Annotated in this window: 22 protein-coding genes; 13 read left to right on the top strand and 9 right to left on the bottom strand. The window is 43.2% G+C overall.

What is annotated here, in order from left to right; translation table 11 throughout:
* Positions 1-27 precede the first annotated feature (27 nt).
* The 4 genes from rimO to rpmG all read right to left on the bottom strand — a co-directional run bounded on the left by rimO (position 28) and on the right by rpmG (position 2,879).
* Positions 28-1,338 (bottom strand): 30S ribosomal protein S12 methylthiotransferase RimO, encoded by a 1,311-nt coding sequence (rimO, locus tag AC1XUF_RS19050; RefSeq protein WP_483343410.1) that lies wholly within the window; start codon positions 1,336-1,338, stop codon positions 28-30.
* A gap of 128 nt (positions 1,339-1,466) precedes the next feature.
* The gene (ftsY, locus tag AC1XUF_RS19045; protein WP_483343409.1) at positions 1,467-2,429 is read right to left on the bottom strand and encodes a signal recognition particle-docking protein FtsY; all 963 of its coding nucleotides are present in this window, start codon (positions 2,427-2,429) and stop codon (positions 1,467-1,469) included.
* An 86-nt stretch (positions 2,430-2,515) separates the two neighbouring features.
* A complete protein-coding gene (locus AC1XUF_RS19040) occupies positions 2,516-2,668 on the bottom strand; it encodes a DUF4295 domain-containing protein (protein WP_483343408.1) in 153 nt (50 codons plus the stop codon).
* 28 nt (positions 2,669-2,696) lie between these two features.
* Positions 2,697-2,879 carry a 50S ribosomal protein L33 gene (gene rpmG, locus AC1XUF_RS19035; RefSeq protein WP_026632037.1) on the bottom strand — a complete coding sequence of 61 codons (183 nt, stop codon included), beginning with the start codon at positions 2,877-2,879 and terminating at the stop codon, positions 2,697-2,699.
* A gap of 275 nt (positions 2,880-3,154) precedes the next feature.
* On the opposite strand from rpmG, the gene AC1XUF_RS19030 reads away from it, so the two are divergent.
* From AC1XUF_RS19030 to AC1XUF_RS19020, 3 genes are all read left to right on the top strand, one after another.
* On the top strand, positions 3,155-3,700 hold the full coding sequence (locus AC1XUF_RS19030; RefSeq protein WP_483343407.1) for a c-type cytochrome: 546 nt from the start codon (positions 3,155-3,157) through the stop codon (positions 3,698-3,700).
* 87 nt (positions 3,701-3,787) lie between these two features.
* Complete coding sequence (gene gatB, locus AC1XUF_RS19025; protein WP_483343406.1) at positions 3,788-5,284, top strand: Asp-tRNA(Asn)/Glu-tRNA(Gln) amidotransferase subunit GatB; 1,497 nt, start codon at positions 3,788-3,790, stop codon at positions 5,282-5,284.
* 32 nt (positions 5,285-5,316) lie between these two features.
* A complete protein-coding gene (locus AC1XUF_RS19020; protein ID WP_483343405.1) occupies positions 5,317-6,471 on the top strand; it encodes a redoxin domain-containing protein in 1,155 nt (384 codons plus the stop codon).
* 72 nt (positions 6,472-6,543) lie between these two features.
* Here AC1XUF_RS19020 and AC1XUF_RS19015 read toward each other — a convergent pair whose 3' ends face one another.
* Complete coding sequence (locus tag AC1XUF_RS19015) at positions 6,544-7,422, bottom strand: Rossmann-fold NAD(P)-binding domain-containing protein (protein ID WP_483343404.1); 879 nt, start codon at positions 7,420-7,422, stop codon at positions 6,544-6,546.
* A 19-nt stretch (positions 7,423-7,441) separates the two neighbouring features.
* On the opposite strand from AC1XUF_RS19015, the gene AC1XUF_RS19010 reads away from it, so the two are divergent.
* Together AC1XUF_RS19010 and AC1XUF_RS19005 are read left to right on the top strand one after the other, a co-directional pair.
* On the top strand, positions 7,442-8,452 hold the full coding sequence (locus AC1XUF_RS19010; RefSeq protein ID WP_483343403.1) for a gliding motility protein GldB-related protein: 1,011 nt from the start codon (positions 7,442-7,444) through the stop codon (positions 8,450-8,452).
* A 50-nt stretch (positions 8,453-8,502) separates the two neighbouring features.
* Positions 8,503-9,588: a complex I subunit 1/NuoH family protein gene (locus tag AC1XUF_RS19005; protein WP_483343402.1), complete on the top strand. Its 1,086-nt coding sequence runs from the start codon at positions 8,503-8,505 to the stop codon at positions 9,586-9,588.
* Positions 9,589-9,591: 3 nt separating this feature from the next.
* Here AC1XUF_RS19005 and AC1XUF_RS19000 read toward each other — a convergent pair whose 3' ends face one another.
* The 3 genes from AC1XUF_RS19000 to AC1XUF_RS18990 are packed head-to-tail and all read right to left on the bottom strand — an operon-like array spanning position 9,592 to position 12,028.
* Positions 9,592-10,059, bottom strand: a complete 468-nt coding sequence (locus tag AC1XUF_RS19000; protein WP_483343401.1) for a DUF3299 domain-containing protein — start codon at positions 10,057-10,059, stop codon at positions 9,592-9,594.
* 59 nt (positions 10,060-10,118) lie between these two features.
* Positions 10,119-11,360 carry an ABC transporter permease gene (locus tag AC1XUF_RS18995; protein WP_483343400.1) on the bottom strand — a complete coding sequence of 414 codons (1,242 nt, stop codon included), beginning with the start codon at positions 11,358-11,360 and terminating at the stop codon, positions 10,119-10,121.
* Positions 11,361-11,401: 41 nt separating this feature from the next.
* Positions 11,402-12,028: an ABC transporter ATP-binding protein gene (locus tag AC1XUF_RS18990; protein ID WP_483343399.1), complete on the bottom strand. Its 627-nt coding sequence runs from the start codon at positions 12,026-12,028 to the stop codon at positions 11,402-11,404.
* 145 nt (positions 12,029-12,173) lie between these two features.
* Here AC1XUF_RS18990 and AC1XUF_RS18985 point away from each other — a divergent pair, with 145 nt between their 5' ends.
* From AC1XUF_RS18985 to AC1XUF_RS18970, 4 genes are read left to right on the top strand one after another with little or no spacing between them, the layout of a single operon-like run.
* On the top strand, positions 12,174-13,184 hold the full coding sequence (locus AC1XUF_RS18985; RefSeq protein ID WP_483343398.1) for a hypothetical protein: 1,011 nt from the start codon (positions 12,174-12,176) through the stop codon (positions 13,182-13,184).
* Between the two features lie 46 nt (positions 13,185-13,230).
* Entirely contained in the window at positions 13,231-13,893 is a 663-nt protein-coding gene (gene porG, locus AC1XUF_RS18980) for a type IX secretion system protein PorG (RefSeq protein WP_483343397.1), read from the top strand.
* Positions 13,894-13,897: 4 nt separating this feature from the next.
* On the top strand, positions 13,898-14,440 hold the full coding sequence (locus tag AC1XUF_RS18975; protein ID WP_483343396.1) for a DUF2911 domain-containing protein: 543 nt from the start codon (positions 13,898-13,900) through the stop codon (positions 14,438-14,440).
* 25 nt (positions 14,441-14,465) lie between these two features.
* Positions 14,466-15,353, top strand: coding sequence for a S1 family peptidase (locus AC1XUF_RS18970; protein WP_483343395.1), 888 nt, complete (start codon positions 14,466-14,468; stop codon positions 15,351-15,353).
* Positions 15,354-15,383: 30 nt separating this feature from the next.
* Here AC1XUF_RS18970 and AC1XUF_RS18965 read toward each other — a convergent pair whose 3' ends face one another.
* Positions 15,384-16,115: a YjjG family noncanonical pyrimidine nucleotidase gene (locus tag AC1XUF_RS18965; RefSeq protein WP_483343394.1), complete on the bottom strand. Its 732-nt coding sequence runs from the start codon at positions 16,113-16,115 to the stop codon at positions 15,384-15,386.
* Between the two features lie 342 nt (positions 16,116-16,457).
* Between AC1XUF_RS18965 and AC1XUF_RS18960 the strand changes: the two genes are divergently transcribed.
* The 4 genes from AC1XUF_RS18960 to AC1XUF_RS18945 all read left to right on the top strand — a co-directional run bounded on the left by AC1XUF_RS18960 (position 16,458) and on the right by AC1XUF_RS18945 (position 18,937).
* Positions 16,458-17,057 carry an RNA polymerase sigma factor gene (locus tag AC1XUF_RS18960; protein WP_483343393.1) on the top strand — a complete coding sequence of 200 codons (600 nt, stop codon included), beginning with the start codon at positions 16,458-16,460 and terminating at the stop codon, positions 17,055-17,057.
* Positions 17,032-17,280 carry a hypothetical protein gene (locus tag AC1XUF_RS18955; RefSeq protein WP_483343392.1) on the top strand — a complete coding sequence of 83 codons (249 nt, stop codon included), beginning with the start codon at positions 17,032-17,034 and terminating at the stop codon, positions 17,278-17,280. Before AC1XUF_RS18960 ends, AC1XUF_RS18955 begins: the two co-directional genes overlap by 26 nt.
* Positions 17,281-17,342: 62 nt before the next feature.
* On the top strand, positions 17,343-17,996 hold the full coding sequence (gene nth / locus AC1XUF_RS18950) for an endonuclease III (protein WP_483343391.1): 654 nt from the start codon (positions 17,343-17,345) through the stop codon (positions 17,994-17,996).
* An 86-nt stretch (positions 17,997-18,082) separates the two neighbouring features.
* Positions 18,083-18,937, top strand: coding sequence for an FKBP-type peptidyl-prolyl cis-trans isomerase (locus AC1XUF_RS18945; protein WP_483343390.1), 855 nt, complete (start codon positions 18,083-18,085; stop codon positions 18,935-18,937).
* Position 18,938: the final 1 nt, after the last annotated feature.

Below are 18,938 nucleotides of genomic sequence, written 5' to 3'. Positions count from 1 at the left end.
AAGGCGGGATTTGAGGAAAAAGAGAATCTAGGAAATCACTTCAGCATATAAGTCAAACTCTTCGGCGGAGGTGATTTTTACATTCGCAAAATCGCCCAATCTCACATATTGGCTGGCAGGAACGAGTACTTCGTTATCCACTTCGGGAGAGTCGAATTCTGTTCGACCAATAAAATGCCCGCCTTCTTTGCGGTCAAAGAGCACTTTGTAATTACTACCTATTTTTTGCTGGTTCAATTCGTATGAAATTCCTTGTTGCAGCTCCATAATCGCATCAGCACGTTCCTGCTTGATATCCGCTGGAATGTCGTCGGGCATCGTGTAAGAATGCGTGTTATCTTCGTGAGAGTATTGGAATGCGCCTAACCTGTCGAACCGCATTTTTTCGACAAAATCATAAGTTTCGTCAAACAGTGCTTCGGTCTCACCTGGATGCCCCACGATTAGTGTTGTCCTTAGCGTGATCCCAGGCACTTTTTCCCGGATTGTTTGAATCAAAGCTTCTGTTTTTTCACGGGTAATCCCTCTCCGCATTGACTTCAATATTTCTGTTGAACCCGATTGCAAAGGCATATCCAGGTACTTGCAGATATTACTGCGCTCGTTCATTACGTCCAGAATGTCCATTGGAAAGCCTGCCGGATATGCGTATTGTAACCTGATCCATTCAATGCCTTCCACATCGGAGAGCTGGGCAAGGAGGTCGGACAGATTTCTTTTTTTATAAATATCAAGACCGTAATAAGTCAGGTCTTGCGCAATCAGGATCAGTTCCTTTGTTCCACGTTTCGCAAGTGATTTTGCCTCTTTCACCAACTCATCTATTGGTCGGGAAACATGACCGCCGCGCATGATCGGGATCGCGCAGAAGCTGCACGGCCGGTCGCAACCTTCGGCTATTTTCAAATAGGCATAATGTGTTGGCGTGGTCAGCAGGCGTTCGCCCACTAATTCGTGCTTGTAATCGGCTTTCAGCGTTTTGAGCAGGCGAGGAAGCTCATTAGTCCCGAACCAGGCGTCTACCGTAGGGATTTCAATCGAAAGTTCGTCTTTATAGCGATGCGATAAACAACCTGTTACATACACTTTGTCTACCATTCCAGCCGCTTTGGCATCTGCATAGCGAAGAATAGTATTAATCGATTCTTCTTTCGCATTGTCGATAAATCCGCAGGTATTGATGACGACGATCTGGGAATCGTCTCTTTTGGATTCGTGGGCTACTGTGAATCCGTTTCCTTTGAGCTGTGTGTAAAGAACTTCCGAGTCCACCAGGTTTTTGGAACAGCCTAGTGTTACGATATTGACTTTATTCTTGATTATTCCTTTGGTTTTCATTGGGATTAGCTATTAGCGCGCAGCTGTAGCTATTGGCTTTAAATTAGGAGATAATGCAATTCCTGTGTTATCGAATCAATTGATAATGAACTGCTAAATGGGGCGCAAAGTTCGGGATAATCTAATAATTAGCCAATCTTTTTAAACAAAGAATCAACAAACTCACTCCGGTCAAATACCTGAAGATCATCCATTTTTTCTCCCACGCCGATGTATTTGACAGGGATTTTGAACTCGTCAGATATGCCAATTACTACGCCACCTTTGGCAGTTCCGTCCAGTTTGGTGATCGCCAAAGCAGTTATCTCGGTAACTTTTGTAAATTCCCGGGCCTGTATGACAGCATTTTGTCCTGTGCTTCCATCCAGTACTAATAAAACCTCATGAGGTGCATCAGGAATGATCTTTTGCATCACCCGTTTGATTTTGGAAAGCTCGTTCATCAGGTTGACTTTGGTATGGAGGCGGCCTGCGGTGTCAATAATAATCACGTCCGCTCCAATCTCCGTTCCTTTTTTTAGTGCATCATAGGCTACTGCGGAAGGATCAGTGTTCATGCCGTGATCTATAACGGGGACATCTACCCGTTTACCCCATAATTTTAACTGGTCCACTGCTGCGGCCCTGAATGTATCCGCAGCACCAAGTACCACCTTATGTCCCCTCTGATGGAATTGGTGGGCTAGTTTGCCTATTGTGGTTGTTTTCCCTACACCGTTCACTCCCACAACCATAATTACATAAGGTTTAGGCAGGTGTTCGGTTTCAAAACTATCCCTGATATCGACCGATTTATTCTCCGTAAGCAAGGCGGCAATCTCGTCACGCAGGATGCCGTCGAGCTCCGCCGTAGTCGCATATTTATCTCGGGCTACCCGTTCCTCGATACGTTTAATGACTTTTACGGTTGTCTCAACGCCGACATCCGAGCTGACCAGAATATCTTCCAATTCATCAAGAACGTCTTCATCGATGGTCGTTTTGCCTACAATGGCGCGGGAAAGTTTGCCGAAGAAACTATCCTTGGTTTTTTCGAGGCCTTTATCTAATGTTTCCTTTTTCTCTTTTGAGAAAAAACCGAATAAACTCATAGTGCTTATGTTATAGGACCAAAAATAAAACAAAAAAGTCCCAAAAGGGACTTTTCATCAGCGCAATATCAAAACCTTAAATCACCTTAGCTTTTCAAGGCACCCTGAACACCGTCAAGGGGAACGATTTCTTCTTTGAAGGTATAAGCTCCGGTTTTTGGGGATCTTACGGCTTTAATCACTTTCGCAAATGCTTTACCACCTTCTTTTTTCAGGGTAGCAACTACTTTCTTTGCCATGTCTGTATATTTTTTAAAGTTTAAAACCTTATTTAATTTCTTTATGGACGGTATAGCGTCTCAGAAAAGAATTGAATTTTTTCAATTCCATACGGCCTGGCGTATTTTTCCGATTTTTTGTAGTCACGTAACGTGACATACCTGGAACACCACTATCTTTCTGTTCTGTGCATTCCAATATGACCTGTACTCTATTACCTTTCTTAGCCATTGCTTTACATTCGTTTTACAAATAGGAGTGCAAAAGTAACAACATTAAATATTAATCACAATATTATCTTTTAAATAAAGTGTAAAAATTTGCACAGATTCGGTCTTGCAGGCTCTGTTAATGCCTTGTAAAGCAAATAGGTAACTTTAGACAAAGTGAAAAAGGCCTCTAATTTATGACAGTGATATGAAGGAAATCTAACGCAAACTTAGTTTCTTCGTGTGATGATTCAATATCAAACCTTAATCTGGCGGAAATTCTTAAAATTGAAAACAATGACTCTTAAAAAAAGTGCTTCCGGGGCTCTTGTCGCTCTGGCAGTTTCCATGTTCATCGGTTGTTCTTCCAAGGAGGACCGTGACAAGTACGATCACTATTACGGATCAGGAAGCAAGTCCAGGGAAGAAACGGCGCTCGTAGAGCTTCAGAATGAAAGAAAAAATCAGCCTGAAAAACCTGCTGCCGAAGCCTCACCTGCTCCTGTTACTCCCGACTCATCGAAAGCGAAAACGGCTGACACTTCAAAAGTAGCTTCCACTCCGGCCGCACCTGCCGCGGCGACGAAACGTAAACCTGTTCCTGCTGACGTTCTGGCTTTGCTCAATAAGCATGCATGTTTTGCCTGCCACCAGGCTTACGACAAAGTAATCGGACCTCCTTATTCGGAAGTTGCCAAAAAGAAATATACGCCTGATCAGATCGTGGAACTTGTCCACAGTCCGAAGCCGGAACATTGGCCGGGATATCCTCCAATGGCGCCTCTGGCACACGTTCCCAAAGCTGATATTGTAGTGATTGCCAACTGGATCAATTCCTTATAATCACCACCACTTGTGGTAGAAAATACGGGCCGTTCATGCTATGGACGGCCCGTATTTGTATCTTTGTTTAAGCATTAATATTAAAATATGATTCAAAACGTATTCCGCCCCTCAGACATTACCGATGAACTTTTGGCAACTTATGAAACCGTCATAGGCCTTGAAGTTCATTGTCAGCTTTTAACGGAATCCAAGTTATTTGCTACGGACTGTAATCTTTTTGGTGCTGAACCGAATACCAATATTGGCCCGCTGACCCTGGCGTTGCCTGGGACATTGCCGAAAGTGAATAAAAAAGCAATCGAATATGCCGTCCGTCTAGGATTGGCCTGCGGATGCGCTATCAGTAGGAAAACCATCTTTGACCGTAAGAATTATTTTTACCCCGACCTTCCCAAAGGCTATCAGATATCTCAGGACAAAAAGCCAATATGCTTGAACGGAGGTGTTACCATATCTATTAAGAATGCCCAGGGGCAGCCGGTAGAAAAAGCAATCCGTTTTCACCATATCCATCTGGAAGAAGACGCAGGCAAGTCGGTACATGATGGCAGTTTTACGGAAACGCTTTTGGATTATAACCGGGCAGGAACGCCTTTGGTTGAAATGGTTTCTGAGCCTGATTTGCGATCGGCTGAGGAAACTGGTGCTTTTGTCACGGAAATCCGCCGTCTCGTCAGATATCTTCAGATCAGCGACGGAAATATGGAAGAAGGCTCTTTGCGATGCGATGTAAACGTTTCGGTCAGAAAAAGAGGAGCTGCAGAATATGGTGTCAAGGTTGAGATCAAGAATATGAATTCAATCCGTAATATGATGCGGGCGATCAGCTTTGAAGAGAGAAGACAAGTTGCTTTGCTCGAAAGCGACCAGGAAGTGCAGCAGGAAACCAGGATGTTTGATGTGGAAACCGGTCAGACTTACGGGATGCGTGTGAAGGAAACGATGAACGACTATCGTTATTTCCCGGATCCGGATCTTAGTCCGATCGTTATTTCAGAGGAGTGGCTGAACAGCATTAAAGATAGTATGCCTGCATTACCGCATGAACTCCGGGAGAAATTTGTTCGGCAATACGGGGTGCCGGCTTATGATGCGATGGTATTGACGGATACACGCGAAATGGCTGCCTATTTCGAGGAAGTTTGTACCAAAACAAGTGCTTACAAAGCAGCCTCCAATTGGTTGATGGGGCCAGTGAAATCGTTTTTAAACGAGCATGAAGGAAACATCGAGCTTTTTCCGGTGAGTGCATCAAATCTGGCGGCACTGATAGAGTTGAGCGAATCAGGTGTGGTAAGCCACTCTGTAGCTTCGCAGAAGATTTTTCCAATGTTGTTAAAAGAGCCAGACCGGTCTCCATTCGACATTGCAACGACAAATAACTGGTTGCAAAACAGCAATACAAATGAGCTTGAATCGTTGGTAGATGAGGTTCTCAATGCTATGCAAGACAAAGTATTAGCATACCAAAAAGGCAAAAAAGGATTGATCGGGCTATTTGTCGGAGAAGTGATGAAAAAGTCAAATAACGCTGCCGATCCTAAACTGGTTAATCAATTGCTTGCTAAAAAATTGAGTTAGTCACACATTCAACACAACAAATATTGAAGATTATGAAGGGTTTTATCAAACAAAGTATCATCATAACAAGTATTGCTTTTTTGAGCCTTCAATCTATGGCGCAGCTTGCACCAAAGGAATTTAACATAACGGGCAAGGTAAAAAACGCGTCAAAAGGCGAAAAAGTTATTCTTTCACAATCTTCCGCCGGAGGGTCCTCCATAAAAGTTGACTCTACCCAATTGGCTGCCGACGGCAGTTTTGTATTGAAAGGAACGGAAAAGGACAGAGGCAGCTTTTTTTCATTGAATATAGCTGATCGCCAAAAGGTTGTTTTATTGGTTGAAGGTGGCGAGAATTTCAATATAGTGGCCGATGGTACTGGAAGGGATAGCAAAGGAAACGGTGGGAAATATGAGGTTACCGGTTCCAAAAATATGGAATACTATCACAAGGTTGACCAACTCATGCAAAATTTCGCTGCCAAAGTGACCAAATGGAATGAGGAATACGCGGCGGCGGAGGAAAAAAAAGATTCGAAAAAAATCGCCGAAATCCAGGAGCAGTTCGCAAAAGCCGATCAGGAACGTTTGGATATTATCAAAAAGATGATCCCTGAGATGGGCACTTCGCTGGTGGCATTATTCACGGCGAATAATTTCCTGAGACCAGAAAATGATTTGGAAACATTGAAAAAACTCGCCGAGGAATATTCGAAGGTAGAGCCTCTTCCAACACTTGCAAAAGGATTTATTGGCGGGGTTAAAAGAATTGCGGGCCTGGCGGTCGGCGAGGTGGCGCCTGACTTCACGCTGAATAACCCGGAAGGCAAACCGATCGCATTATCGTCTTTGCGCGGAAAGTTTGTACTAATCGATTTTTGGGCTTCCTGGTGCGGGCCTTGCCGGATGGAAAACCCCAATGTGGTACGGATGTACGATAAATTTAAAGACAAAGGTTTTGATATTTACGGAGTTTCACTGGACGATAATGAAAAGGCATGGAAGACGGCAATCAGCAGGGATAATCTCAAATGGCAGCACGGATCTGAGTTGAAAAAATGGAATTCGGGCGTTGCCCAGGCTTACGGTGTAAATGCCATTCCGGCTACTTTTTTATTGGATAAAGACGGAAAGATAATAGCGAAGAACCTAAGAGGCCCTGCTTTGGAAACCAAGCTGACAGAGCTGCTCGGAGGTACTCAGTAATATATATTCACTTTGGTTAAAATAATGCTAAAATCCGTGGGGCTGCCTGCGGATTTTTTTGTTTCAGCAAGCTCAAAGTTCGTCTTCTAGACAGTAATAGAACAATAGCGGATCCGGAAATCTAAATTCGTAAGTATATGCATTATTGAATTTTTTACCTGAGATGACCTTGAAGCTCGGAGGGATCTTCGGTGTTGTGAATGTAGGCGTTTCCAAGTTAAATCGTTTGCAGGTATCCTCGTAAATTTCCTTTCTCGTGGGGTGTAAGGGGGATACGATATTGAATGTCTCGTCTTTTGGCTCATTCTCAAGAATATGCATGATAATACCCACAGCATCGTCACGGTGAATGTAATTGACGGGGATTGACCCCGTTTCCATGCCCTTTTTCCCTTTTACATAGTTGCCTGGATTCCGGTTGTAACCCAATAACCCTCCAAGTCTGAGAATGGTAACTGCCTTTTGGGGACGCAGGGCTTGGACCAGATTTTCGGCCAACACCATCTCCGGAGAAGCCGATTGCTCTGGAATTATCACATCGCTTTCTGACATGACCCGATTGAGATCAGGGTAAATTCCTGTTGAACTGATGAATATCACTTCATTAATCCGGGAATTCTTTATTTCTGTAACTATGGCTTCGATTTGTTTTGGGTAAAATCCCGGTTCATTCTTTGACAGCCGCGGCGGTAAGGAAATGATAAGAATGTCGGCATCGAAAAATGGAATTATTGAATCTTTATCAGCTGATAAACCGGGAGTAAGGGTCATTAAATAACCCTGTATGCCATGATCCTCGAATTTTTCAATTTTGGACGGAGAAGTTGTGCTGCCTTTGATTTCCCAGGTACTATGCGCTTTCCGCAAACGTTCAGCTAACGGAAACCCAAGCCAGCCACAGCCCAGGATGCTTATTCGTTTTTTTTCTACTTTTGAGCGTTTGTCTATCATGATCTTATTCTTTCATCGAATGGTTTATTTCAGAGGCCTGATATTGCTTGCCCTTATCACATTCATTTCTTTTTCTTGCAAAACGGATGATAAACAAGAAGCAGACGCCAGCTCGGAGCAATTGACGCTTGTTTCTGAAAATCTGGACGAGCAACTTTCAAGTTGTAAGTCGGTGGAGGAAGTACAAGGTTTTCTGAAGAAGCACACTGTGTTATCGAGATTTTATTTTGCAGACTCCCCGGTAGATTCATCCAGATTAGCTGCTCAATTGTTCAATATTTTTCAAAATCCTGATTTTCAAAAATTCAGGATGCAACTGGATTCCCTGGTTGGCGACCGGAATACGCGAATCGTGCAACCCTTGTCACTGGCATTTAAGCAAATCAAGCATTATTACCCCGGTTTTCAAGCCCCGAAAATACAGTTTATAGTTACTGGTTTTACAGGTAACGATCTGTATATATCAGATTCATTGATAGTGATCGGGTTGGATTATTTTGGCGGGCCGTCCGCCATGTTCAGGCCCAATGTGTTCGATTATCAGTTACGGCGTTATCAAAAGGAATACATTGTTCCTTCGATCGTCTTTTTTGAATCGAATCGTTTCAACCGTACCAGTCCCGGGGATAATTCTTTGCTGGCCGATATGATCGGGTATGGCAAAGGATTTGAATTTGTAAAGCAAATCCTACCTGAAACGCCGGACAGCCTTATTGTCGGTTTTTCTGAGAGCGATCTGAGACGCACGTACCATAGCCAGCAGGACATTTGGAGCTACTTTATCGCCAGTAAGTTATTGTATGAAAAGAGTGATCTGATTAAAAGGAAATTTATCGAAGAGCGCCCGTTCACAACAGAAATTGGGGAGAAGGTGCCAGGAGCTATAGCGCGATGGGTGGGTTGGCGGATTGTAAGCAAATTTATGGCTGAAAATCCAGACGTTTCGCTGGTTCAATTGATGGATATCGACAATGCGCCGAGGATCCTTCAGGAATCGGGATATAAAGGCCAGCCCGAGGAAGAACCCTGAGATTTTTGATTAGTTTTGCAGCGACAGATTTCTACTTCAAATCACCTTTAATGCCGTTTACGCTCATATTCTTCCTGCTCCTTGTCCCTGGTTTTGTGGTGATCGGCGTATATCTTGAGCGTAAGGTATCCGCGTTTATTCAGGATCGCATGGGACCTATGGAAGTGGGTAAATGGGGTTTATTGCAGCTTTTTGCCGATTTGCTCAAATTGCTCCAGAAAGAGGACATTGTTCCGAGAGCTGCCGATCGTAGTTTATTTCTAGTCGCTCCTTTTGTCATTTTCGTGTCGGTATTCGCAGGTTTTGCTGTAGTTCCGCTTGCGCCCGAGCTGGCAGGTTCAGGAGCTGCGGTGGGCGTATTCTTCCTCCTGACGATTGTGTCTGTGGATGTCGTGGGACTTTTGATGGCGGGATGGGGATCCAATAATAAGTTTGCTCTTTTCGGTGCCATGCGGGCTGTGGCCCAGATCATATCTTACGAAATTCCACTGGGATTGTCTATTCTTTGCGTCGTAATGCTGACCCAAACGCTCGATTTGCAGTTGATCAGCTTTCAGCAGGGAATTTACTCGAGCGAAACCGTATACCTTTTTGGAATAAAAAAGCTAGGGATTGATGTGACAAAGATAGGAGGGTTTCTATCCTGGAATATCGTTCGCAATCCTTTTCTTTTATTGGCATACATCGTGTTTTTTATTGCATCATTGGCCGAGTGCAACCGGGCTCCATTTGATTTGCCGGAAGGGGAGTCGGAGTTGGTAGCCGGGTTTCATACCGAATATTCGGGGATGAGGTGGGCTATTTTCATGTTATCCGAATACGGGATGATGTTGCTCGTGGCATTGTTAGGGGCCATACTTTTTTTAGGAGCCTGGAATACACCTTTTCCTAACATTGGACCTTTAAAATTAGCAGATTGGACAAGCGGGGAACCCGGAACCTGGTTCGGCTATGTGACCGGGATTTTCTGGATTTTGAGTAAAGCTATGTTTGGGGTCCTGATTCAGATGTGGGCGCGCTGGACACTTCCCCGTTTGCGTGTAGATCAGCTTATGTACCTGGGCTGGAAGGTATTAACCCCTGTTGGCCTGGTTTTATTTTTTATTTCGGGCGTCTGGAGACTGATAGGAGTCTAAGTTTTAATTTGCGATTTCCGCAGCATCCAGGATATAGTTCATTTGGTAGATATCGTCTGCATTGAGCTTTAAAGTACCCGTAAAAGTCAGCCGCTCATCAGTCTTGTATTTCCGTCCATCTTTTTTCTTAAAATTCAACGTCATAACAGTCTCCGGACCTGCTCCGCCACAAAAAAAGCAAGCGCTGAAAGGGAATGCTGAAAGCACATACAAGTTGGCATCCAGGTCAATCGGAAGGATATAACCGGTTATGGAAACTTGCTGACCTTTCAGTTTCTGTACGCTGGGCCCAAATGTGGGGTGAAGCATATAGATAGATTCTTCGGCATACCACTTCTTTTTAAAGGTAACATCCCGCAAAATTTCCCAGGTTACTTTAACGGGTTCTCCTGCAGGCAATATGTCGGTAGGTTTAAATCCCAATAAAAGGGAAGCTCCGAAAAGAAAAAGGGCTGCTTTTACAGATTTCATTGATGCTTGATTTATAGGTTAAAGTACTCCAGACTGCGGGAACAAATTTAAGTACATTATCATTCCTCCGCCAGGGTTCTCGATATATTCAGATTGTAAATACCCAGGGACGGAAGTGCAGCTGCGATAGCTCCGATGGCCAGCGCCCCAAAAAACAGTAAGACTTCTTCGGGAAGAAGGGCAAATCCTTTTAACGAATAATGAAAATCCTGTTCTGCGACTTCCGAAAAAAGCAACAATCCAATGCGGCTCACAATCACCCCTGCAAAAAACCCGATCAGGGCCAGCGTTATTCCTTCAATTAACAACATCAGAAAAAGCCTGCTGCGGGTAGCGCCCATCGAGAGCATGAGCGCCATCTCATATTTCCGTTCCTTTAGAGAGTTGTAGAGCGAAATAAAAACGCTCACTCCTGCAATGACAATGATAACTAGCGCCAAGGCCCTGAGCGTTTCGACCCCGACGCCGAGCAAGGAAAAAAGTCGGTTGATCTCGATGCTAGGCAGCGCGGCCTGCATGGATGTGTTTTCGTTTATCTGGCGGGGAATGGTGAGCAAGCCCATTGGGTTACGGAATTGGATCAGCGCGCTCGTAACTTGTTTATTTTCATCGTCGGGTTCGGCGTCGGTCACCCCTGGCAGGGGGTGGTGTTCTTCTTTTTCAGTTGCTCCAGTTTGTCTGCCCGGATGGTCATGAATGTCCCATATACTGGAAAGACGTGTCAGGATAAGTTGGTCAACAACACTTCCACTGGGATTAAATATCCCTGTTACTTTGTACTTTTTTTCTCCGTGCTTTTCACCGTTCGCATCCAGTCCGTGTGAACTTGAAAAGAGATCGCCTACTTTCAGGCCCGCATTTCTGGCTACTTTGCTTCCGATGGTAACCTCCATAGATGCATTATAGAGCATCCCCTCAGAAAGTTTAGCCTGAAAATGGTCGATATATTTTGGTGTCGTACCCACAATCCTGAACCCCTGATAGCTATCGCCCATAGATAGTGGAATTACAGTTTTCACAAATGGATTCTTTCTGAGGGAGTTAACTTCCGAAAGCGGCACATTTCCGGTAGGGGCATCGATCTGATAAATGCTGGATAAAATCAATTGGAGTGGGCTTCCTTTGGCACCGACAACCATATCGATCCCTCTGATATTTCTTTTGAATTGTTCGTCGAGCTGTTTGTTTAATAACAAAAGCAGAGAGATCATACCTATCCCCAAAGTGAGCAGAAGGGCGCTCAAAAAGCTGTTAAGCTTTTTCTCGATGAGGTTAGCAATGCTTATTCTGAACAGGTTCATCCTGATTGGCTATATGGGTTATGTTAACTGCCAGGCTGACTTTACAAAATCACCTGATTGGCAAATTCGTCTTTCAACCTTTGATCATGTGTGACTACCACCAGACTGGCGCCTATTGACGCCGATTGTGTTTTGAGCAATTCAATCACCTTTTGACAATTGTTGTCATCCAGACTTGAAGTGGGTTCGTCGGCCAGAATTACATTGGGGTTATTCATCAGCGACCGGGCAATACTGACACGTTGCTGTTCACCCTGGCTCAGCTGTGCTGTTTTCTTTGAGAGATGATCCGCAAAACCCAATTGCTCGGCCAGGTGTGCAGCCTTTGCACGATCTTGTTGTTTGTTTGCCAGGTAATTGGAAAGCAAGATGTTATCCAATACTGATAACGCCCTGACGAAATGAGGACGCTGAAAAATAATGCCGATATTTTTCGACCTGACATTAATAATATCTTCCTGGGAGAACCGGCTGGCTGGTTTTTCTGCAATGTAAATTTCTCCCGAATCCGGTTTCAATAGCAAGGCGAGAAGGTGTAGGAGGGTAGTTTTTCCCTTTCCAGATTGACCAAGGATCAATAGCGTTTCTTTGTTTTTACAGCTGATGTCGGGGAAATGGAATTTCTTTTGAGCGGAGTAAGAAAAGTGAAGATTGCTACTCGTAATCATCTTTGAATCTTTTTTGAATACAAAATGATAAGCAAGTTAAAAAAGATAAGCACTACAAATAAATCTTGGCGAAATACGTTGAAATGGTGATACAACCTGAAGAAAACCAACAACTATCCTATTTTTGCAAAAAAATCGATCTCAAATGCGTAGACATTTTGAACTGAAAAGAGTATCCGGAGCGCTGACTTTGATCTTAACTTTTGGGCTATTGTTAACAAACGGGGATACTCAGGCCCAAAGCCGCGGCATCTTTGTTCCATATTCTACTGCAGGGTTTGGTATCGGGACTTCCAGCTATTACGGAGATCTTGCGCCTTACAGACGCCCTTTTGCTTCCACATTTTATATGATGCGCTGGAGCGTTGGTGGTAATTATACTCGTCATTTTACGCCGCGTCTGGCTGCAAGGGCTAGTTTCATCTATGCCAGGATTGCAGGCGACGATTACATCATGAATCGCAGTTCGAAACACGAATCCAACATATTTTATGCTAGAAACCTCCAGTTCCGCAATGACCTGAAGGAATTTTCAATTCAGGGTATTTTTAAACTTACACCAGATAACCGCAGCTATGACAGACGTCCTCAGTTGGGCGCGTATCTTTTTGCTGGCGTGGCTTTAACGGCCCATAATCCAAAAGCACTGGATTCCTTACATGGCAATTGGGTGAAATTGCAACCCTTAGGGACGGAGGGCCAGGGTAATGAGGGTTATGCCAAGCCTTATTCGCTGGTACAATTCGCGATTCCGGTGGGAATAGGGGTGAGGTACAAGATCAATTCCAAATTTGATATTTCGGCTGAGTTGGGCTTCAGGAAGACATTTACAGATTATCTGGATGATACTCATGGAAACTATGCAGATCCTGCTTTGTTTGCCGATAACCCAGTTGCACTCGCCCTTTCAAACAGGTCGACAAATCCAGTGGCGGTTAGAAAAGGCGCGGACAGGACAGAATCTTTAAAGAAATTTCTGGTTGTTAATTACGGATTAGAAACCAATGACCCGCTGGCTGCATTGCCAACGACCGGATTTGCGGCACCAGGCACGGCGAGAGGCAATAGTCCAAGCTATACCGACAATTATTTATTTGGTATGATACATATCAATTATATGTTGCCTTCACAAATCAAATGTCCCCCACTTAAGTAATTAGGATACATTGAAGTACTTTTTTAGAATTTCAGAGGATAAATACTTGATCCGATTATTGGCAGCAGGTATTTATTTTTTTGCAGTTTGCGGCAGTTCAGCTTTTGGCCAGAAAATAGAACTGGGTGTTGGGGTCGGTGGCTTTAATTACAAGGGTGATATTTCTCCATCACTAAGAGCTCGCTTTTTCAAACCTGGCGGCAGTCTATTTTTTCGGTTTAATCCCAATCAGGCGTTGTCTCTTAGAGCCGAACTGGCTGCTGGGTTGATCGGCGCAAAGGATAAGTATAGTAAGGACCCATTCCAGCAGGAGCGAAATTTGTCTTTCCGGACGTCCATTTTAGAAGGCAGTGCTGTCGCGGAATATAACTTCTTAAATTTTCAGGAACGCAGGTTCGCAGTCAATTGGAGCCCTTATTTGTTTGGAGGCATCGGCTATTCCAAATTCAATCCGGATATTCAGACAAGTGCATATAAGACTAGCGGCCTGGTACTGCCTTTTGGAGTTGGAATAAAGTATCAGATAAAGAGGCCCTGGAATATCGGTTTGGAATATGGCACAAGAAAGACTTTTACAGATTATCTGGATAATTTGGGCGGGCAGCCTTTGACCACGGATAAAATCCAGGGCGACCCTTCATTAAAAGATAATTATTACTATGTTAGGCTTTCAGTAAGCTATACTTTTTACAAAATCGTTTGTCCGTGACCATATGAAAAAAATTCTCCTTATCCTCTTAGGAGTAATAGTTGTTGCTTCAGTCATCTTTTTAGGAATCAGGAAATATACGAAATCATTTAGCCCCGAAGCTATTGCTGAAACAGAGCAGAATGGTGTGAAAATCAAAGTCACATACAGCAAGCCAGGTAAAAAAGGACGGCTGATATTTGGAAGAGAACAAGATAAAGCTCTGGTTCCTTATGGTAAAGTATGGCGTACTGGCGCAAATGAAGCAACCTTAATTGAATTTGCGGAAGATCTCCTGATAGCTGGTAAACCCGTTAAAGCGGGTACCTATTCGCTTTATTCGACCCCAGGACAAAGCAGTTGGAAAATCATTTTGAACTCTGAGACCGGACAGTGGGGTACCGAGTACAACGACGGGAAAAATGTATTAAAGGTCGAAGTTCCTATACGTATCAGGCCTTCCGTACAAGAGCTGTTTGATATTTATTTTGAGGAAATTCCATCTGGAGTGAACATGGTGCTAAGCTGGGACCAGACTGAAGCATTAGTTCCTTTTACGCATCCATAAACAGGACAGGCTTACCAGATCTTCTATGTTTGTTGACGCAATTGAAAAGGTAGACCAATTTACAAGACCAGTCCATTTCATTTTCAGGTACTACACAGGGAGCGACATTGTCCCGGGCACAGCGACGCTCTTTTTCGTCAACGACGATGGGTTTGCAGTGACCTGTAAACATGTAGCCAGGCAGATTCTGTATGCAAAGTCTATCTATGAGAACTACCTCAGATTCAAAGGCGAGCTGAGAAAATTTGAAAAGGATCCCGGCTACGATACACAGCGACAACTATTGGAATCCAGATTTAAGATTTCCTCCGAAAATCCGATCCGTATTCTTTTTAATTTCATTCACTGTGTCCAATCCTACAAGGGGTTGATGATCCACCTCCACCCGAGTCAGGACCTGGCGATCATCCAGTTTCGGGATTTTGCAGTGAAGCAGTATCAGGGATGCGCGAAATTTTTAAAAAATAGCCGTCTTGTTAAACAAGGCCGATATTTGTGCCGACTTGGTTATCCTTTTCCAGAGTTCACAAATTATCGGTACAATAAAGATACCGGTGACATCGAGTGGATAAAGGAGGGTAAAGTCAAGACGCCGAGCTTCCCAATCGATGGAATAATCACCAGGCATATTGGTGAGGGAAATGAGGTTACAGGCATTGAAATGAGTACTCCAGGGCTAAGAGGACAAAGCGGCGGACCTCTTTTTGACCAGAATGGATTGATTTATGGAATGCAAAGTTCCACGAGACACCTTCATCTTGGGTTTGATCAGGTAAATAGGGAGGTAATTTCAGACGGTTATCGAAGGCGTGTGTCGAATTACCCTTTCCTGAACGTTGGACAATGCGTTCATGTGGATGTCATCAAGTACTTTCTGAAAGAGAAAAAAATCACGTTTACAGAAGGTGACTAGTGCAGGTTACAATTGTATTTCAGGCTCTAATTATAAAATATACATCAACTCCCCCAGTCGGCGGATATCATAGGTTGGGCGCTCATCAAACTGCAATCCAGCGGGGTTAAGGTAGGCGGTATCTAGTCCTACTTTTTTTGCTCCCATGATATCTGCAATCCAATTGTCGCCAATCATAATGCTTTCATTTTTATCTGCCTTTGCGGCGTCCAGCGCAAATTCGAAAATCAAAGGGTCGGGTTTCTTCGCATTGGCGGTTTCAAAAGTGATGATGTTACTGAAGAAATGGCTAATTTCTGAGCTCGCAATTTTTTTCGCCTGAATTTCATTGAATCCATTGGTGATGATATGCATATTGTAGCCTGCCTTACTGGTATAGTTTAATAGTTCCAGGGCCCCTTCCAGCAAATGTTTTTTGTCTGGAAGCGCGCGAAGATACAGCTCCCCAATTTCTGTATGATTGGGCGGGCACTCCACTCCAAGCTCTGCAAATACTAATTTAAATCGATTTTCACGTATATAGGTATGGTGCAGTTTGCCTTGGTCGAATGCATCCCATAGCGATGTGTTAATCTTGAGAAAACATTGAACAAATGCCTCAATAGACGCTATTCCGTGCTGTTTGAGGGTTAAATTGTGAAAAATTTCTTCTAACGATTCGGAAGAGTTTTTTTCGAAATCCCATAGCGTGTGATCCAGATCAAAAAAAATATGCTTGTACTTCATATCTGGTAAAAATCCAATAATTATTAAAAAAATCAAATTGTCCTTAAAACCCTAATTTATGAAAGTTCAAGGTTGAAAGTGATCCAATAACACCATATTAGCCGTACATTTATTTGATAAGTTCTGTTATTTATTACAAAAAGAATAGGAGTGCAAATTGGTAGTAGAATATTCCTAGAAATACGCCTTGCTTGTTAACATCTGTTAATAGTAAGTAATTTACAAAAAAAGGAACCGAAACATTTGCAAATTATTTTTCAAATCTATTTCTTTGATTCGTATAATTCGAAATACAAACAATCACTTCATTTTTTCACCAAACAGAAAGGAGAAACAATATCGACGAACCGCTCTACGTTAACTAAATCGAATAGTAAAATGGAGAAAGTCCAAGTTAGCGACAGTGAGTTGGTAACATTGTATGTCCATGGTAATGAAAAGGCCTTTGAAAAGCTTGTTCAGCGCCATAAATCAAGAATATACACCACTATTTATCTAATTGTCAAGGATCAATATGTAGCCGAAGATTTATTGCAGGATACATTTATTAAGGCCGTCGATACGATAAAGGGGGGTAGATATAATGATGAGGGTAAATTTTTGCCGTGGATTATACGAATCGCACACAATCTCGCCATTGATTATTTCAGACGCGATAAACGCTACCCCAATGTAGTGTTCGAAGATGGAAGCAGTGTTTTTAATACGCTGGATTTTTCGGAAGATTCCGTGGAGTCAGTCCAGATTCGTCAGGAGACACATGAACAACTGCGGGAGATGATCCAGCGGTTACCTGATGTTCAAAAGCAAGTACTGATCATGCGCCATTATGAGGACATGAGCTTTCAGGAAATTGCTGATGCCACGGGTGTGAGTATTAATACGGCATTGGGTAGAATGCGTTACGCGTTGATAAATCTGCGTAAACAATTTAACCAACGTGCCCCACAGTATGACAAAAACTTTTACTTACGATGATGTTGTAAGGTATTTATATGCCGAGACAACAGACAATGAAAACGATCTGATTGTTGAAGCGTTAGCGCTAGACGAGAATTTGATGAACTTTTATCTCGATTCTCTTGAAATACAGAGTCAGATGAATAAGATTACCAGAACCCCATCAGACAAGGTAATCGCGGAAGTTTTCAAATATTCACAGCAATTTTCGACTAAAAGACCTGCTGCCCTTTTGTACTGATACAAAGCAGCAGGTCTTTTTAATGCCGGCCATTCCTTAATGGCCGGTTTTTTCCATTTCTCATGAAAAAACAGGAACGTTTCAAGCTTTTTCTGGACTACTTTACTAAAAACTTTCCCGAACCTGAAACAGAGCTACGCTATTCTGATCCATATCAATTGTTAGTAGCGGTTATTCTCTCTGCACAGTGCACCGATAAACGTGTCAACATAGTAACTCCTCCGTTATTTGAACGCTTCCCGGATCCGCAGGCCCTGGCGGTTTCTAATGCCGAAGAGGTCTTTACCTATATCCGATCAATTTCTTATCCTAATAACAAAAGTAAACATCTCGTGGGCATGGCCCGAATGTTGGTGGATCAATTTCATTCAGAGGTTCCAGCCAATATTGAGGATTTACAAAAACTTCCTGGTGTGGGACGTAAGACCGCCAATGTCATTGCTTCAGTGATTTTTAATCAGCCAGCTATGGCGGTAGATACGCACGTTTTTAGGGTGTCACACCGGCTGGGATTGGTACCTCTGACAGCGAAGACTCCACTAACTGTGGAAAGGGGATTAGTCAAGTACATTCCAACTAACCTTGTACATAAGGCACATCACTGGCTGATATTACATGGACGATATATTTGCCTTGCAAGAAATCCGAAGTGTTTCGAGTGCCCACTAACACACTTTTGTAATTACTTCGAGAAAAACGTGAAAGTGGAAGTTTAATAGTCTATTGCAACCAATGGCGGAATGAAGGAGTCTACGGTTAGGTTACAAGGTTTTATAAATCGTTTTTAGAAAGAAAGTTAACAATGAAGCGTATTAATTTAGTATTGGGTTGGTTGTTCGTGATGGTTTTAGGACTATCCGGTTGTATGAATTCGAACGGTAGTCAGGACGAGGAGAAAATTGCAGAAAATGAGACAGCCATTGCAGCATACCTGAAAACAGATAGCTTGGGATCAAGTGCTGTTAAAGATAGTTCAGGTCTTTATTATATGATCCGTAAGTCCAATCCATCGGGTGAGCGTGTGAAGACGGGAGACGCGGCTACTGTGAAATTTACAGGCTATTTATTGAATGGAGCAAAGGTGTTGTCTGTGCCAGGAGACTCAGTATTCACTTTTCCGGCTGAGGGCTATTCAACTGGTTTTGCTGGCTTGGAGCGAGGTATTTTTCTCATGAAAACGGGTGAAAAGGCGAGTTTTTTACTCCCATACTATCTGGCTTTCGGAAATGTTGAGAGGGTGAACATTCCTGCGTATTCACCAATTAGATTGGAAGTAGAGTTCCTGAAAACACGTACGGAAGTGCAACAAATAGATGATTTTCTTTTGAAGAAAAAGTTTGTGGTATCTGAGAGGACGGCAAGTAATCTGGTTATTGTGAGAACTAATACAGTTACCGGGGATGCTTTAGGCACTGGTAAATCAGTGAGTGTTAAATATGTAGGTAAGTTTCTGGACGACAAAAAGTTTGATGAAGGAACACTTAACCTTACTACTGGCACCAACGGAGTTATCGCCGGTTTTGATACTGCAGTTCAGAAAATGCGCAAGACAGAAAAAGCTATTATCATTTTTCCGTCTGCACTGGGATACAAGTCGACTGGATTTGGGTCTGTTCCTCCTTATACTCCGCTGCAGTTCGAGATCGAGATTCTTTAAT

Source organism: Dyadobacter sp. HNCC25DJ185 (genome assembly GCF_056895195.1).
Note: the sequence above shows the minus strand (reverse complement) of the source record. Positions and strands in the feature narration are given on the sequence as shown.

Coding starts and splice junctions, on each gene's coding strand:
- ftsY (WP_483343409.1), bottom strand. CDS start 2,429: ATGAGTTTATTCGGTTTTTTCTCAAAAGAGAAAAAGGAAACATTAGAT.
- AC1XUF_RS19015 (WP_483343404.1), bottom strand. CDS start 7,422: ATGATAGACAAACGCTCAAAAGTAGAAAAAAAACGAATAAGCATCCTG.
- AC1XUF_RS19005 (WP_483343402.1), top strand. CDS start 8,503: ATGCCGTTTACGCTCATATTCTTCCTGCTCCTTGTCCCTGGTTTTGTG.
- AC1XUF_RS18955 (WP_483343392.1), top strand. CDS start 17,032: ATGACAAAAACTTTTACTTACGATGATGTTGTAAGGTATTTATATGCC.
- AC1XUF_RS18985 (WP_483343398.1), top strand. CDS start 12,174: ATGCGTAGACATTTTGAACTGAAAAGAGTATCCGGAGCGCTGACTTTG.
- rimO (WP_483343410.1), bottom strand. CDS start 1,338: ATGAAAACCAAAGGAATAATCAAGAATAAAGTCAATATCGTAACACTA.
- AC1XUF_RS19000 (WP_483343401.1), bottom strand. CDS start 10,059: ATGAAATCTGTAAAAGCAGCCCTTTTTCTTTTCGGAGCTTCCCTTTTA.
- AC1XUF_RS18990 (WP_483343399.1), bottom strand. CDS start 12,028: ATGATTACGAGTAGCAATCTTCACTTTTCTTACTCCGCTCAAAAGAAA.
- gatB (WP_483343406.1), top strand. CDS start 3,788: ATGATTCAAAACGTATTCCGCCCCTCAGACATTACCGATGAACTTTTG.
- rpmG (WP_026632037.1), bottom strand. CDS start 2,879: ATGGCTAAGAAAGGTAATAGAGTACAGGTCATATTGGAATGCACAGAA.
- AC1XUF_RS18995 (WP_483343400.1), bottom strand. CDS start 11,360: ATGAACCTGTTCAGAATAAGCATTGCTAACCTCATCGAGAAAAAGCTT.
- AC1XUF_RS18970 (WP_483343395.1), top strand. CDS start 14,466: ATGTTTGTTGACGCAATTGAAAAGGTAGACCAATTTACAAGACCAGTC.
- AC1XUF_RS18945 (WP_483343390.1), top strand. CDS start 18,083: ATGAAGCGTATTAATTTAGTATTGGGTTGGTTGTTCGTGATGGTTTTA.
- AC1XUF_RS19030 (WP_483343407.1), top strand. CDS start 3,155: ATGACTCTTAAAAAAAGTGCTTCCGGGGCTCTTGTCGCTCTGGCAGTT.
- AC1XUF_RS19020 (WP_483343405.1), top strand. CDS start 5,317: ATGAAGGGTTTTATCAAACAAAGTATCATCATAACAAGTATTGCTTTT.
- AC1XUF_RS18975 (WP_483343396.1), top strand. CDS start 13,898: ATGAAAAAAATTCTCCTTATCCTCTTAGGAGTAATAGTTGTTGCTTCA.
- AC1XUF_RS19040 (WP_483343408.1), bottom strand. CDS start 2,668: ATGGCAAAGAAAGTAGTTGCTACCCTGAAAAAAGAAGGTGGTAAAGCA.
- AC1XUF_RS19010 (WP_483343403.1), top strand. CDS start 7,442: ATGGTTTATTTCAGAGGCCTGATATTGCTTGCCCTTATCACATTCATT.
- AC1XUF_RS18960 (WP_483343393.1), top strand. CDS start 16,458: ATGGAGAAAGTCCAAGTTAGCGACAGTGAGTTGGTAACATTGTATGTC.
- nth (WP_483343391.1), top strand. CDS start 17,343: ATGAAAAAACAGGAACGTTTCAAGCTTTTTCTGGACTACTTTACTAAA.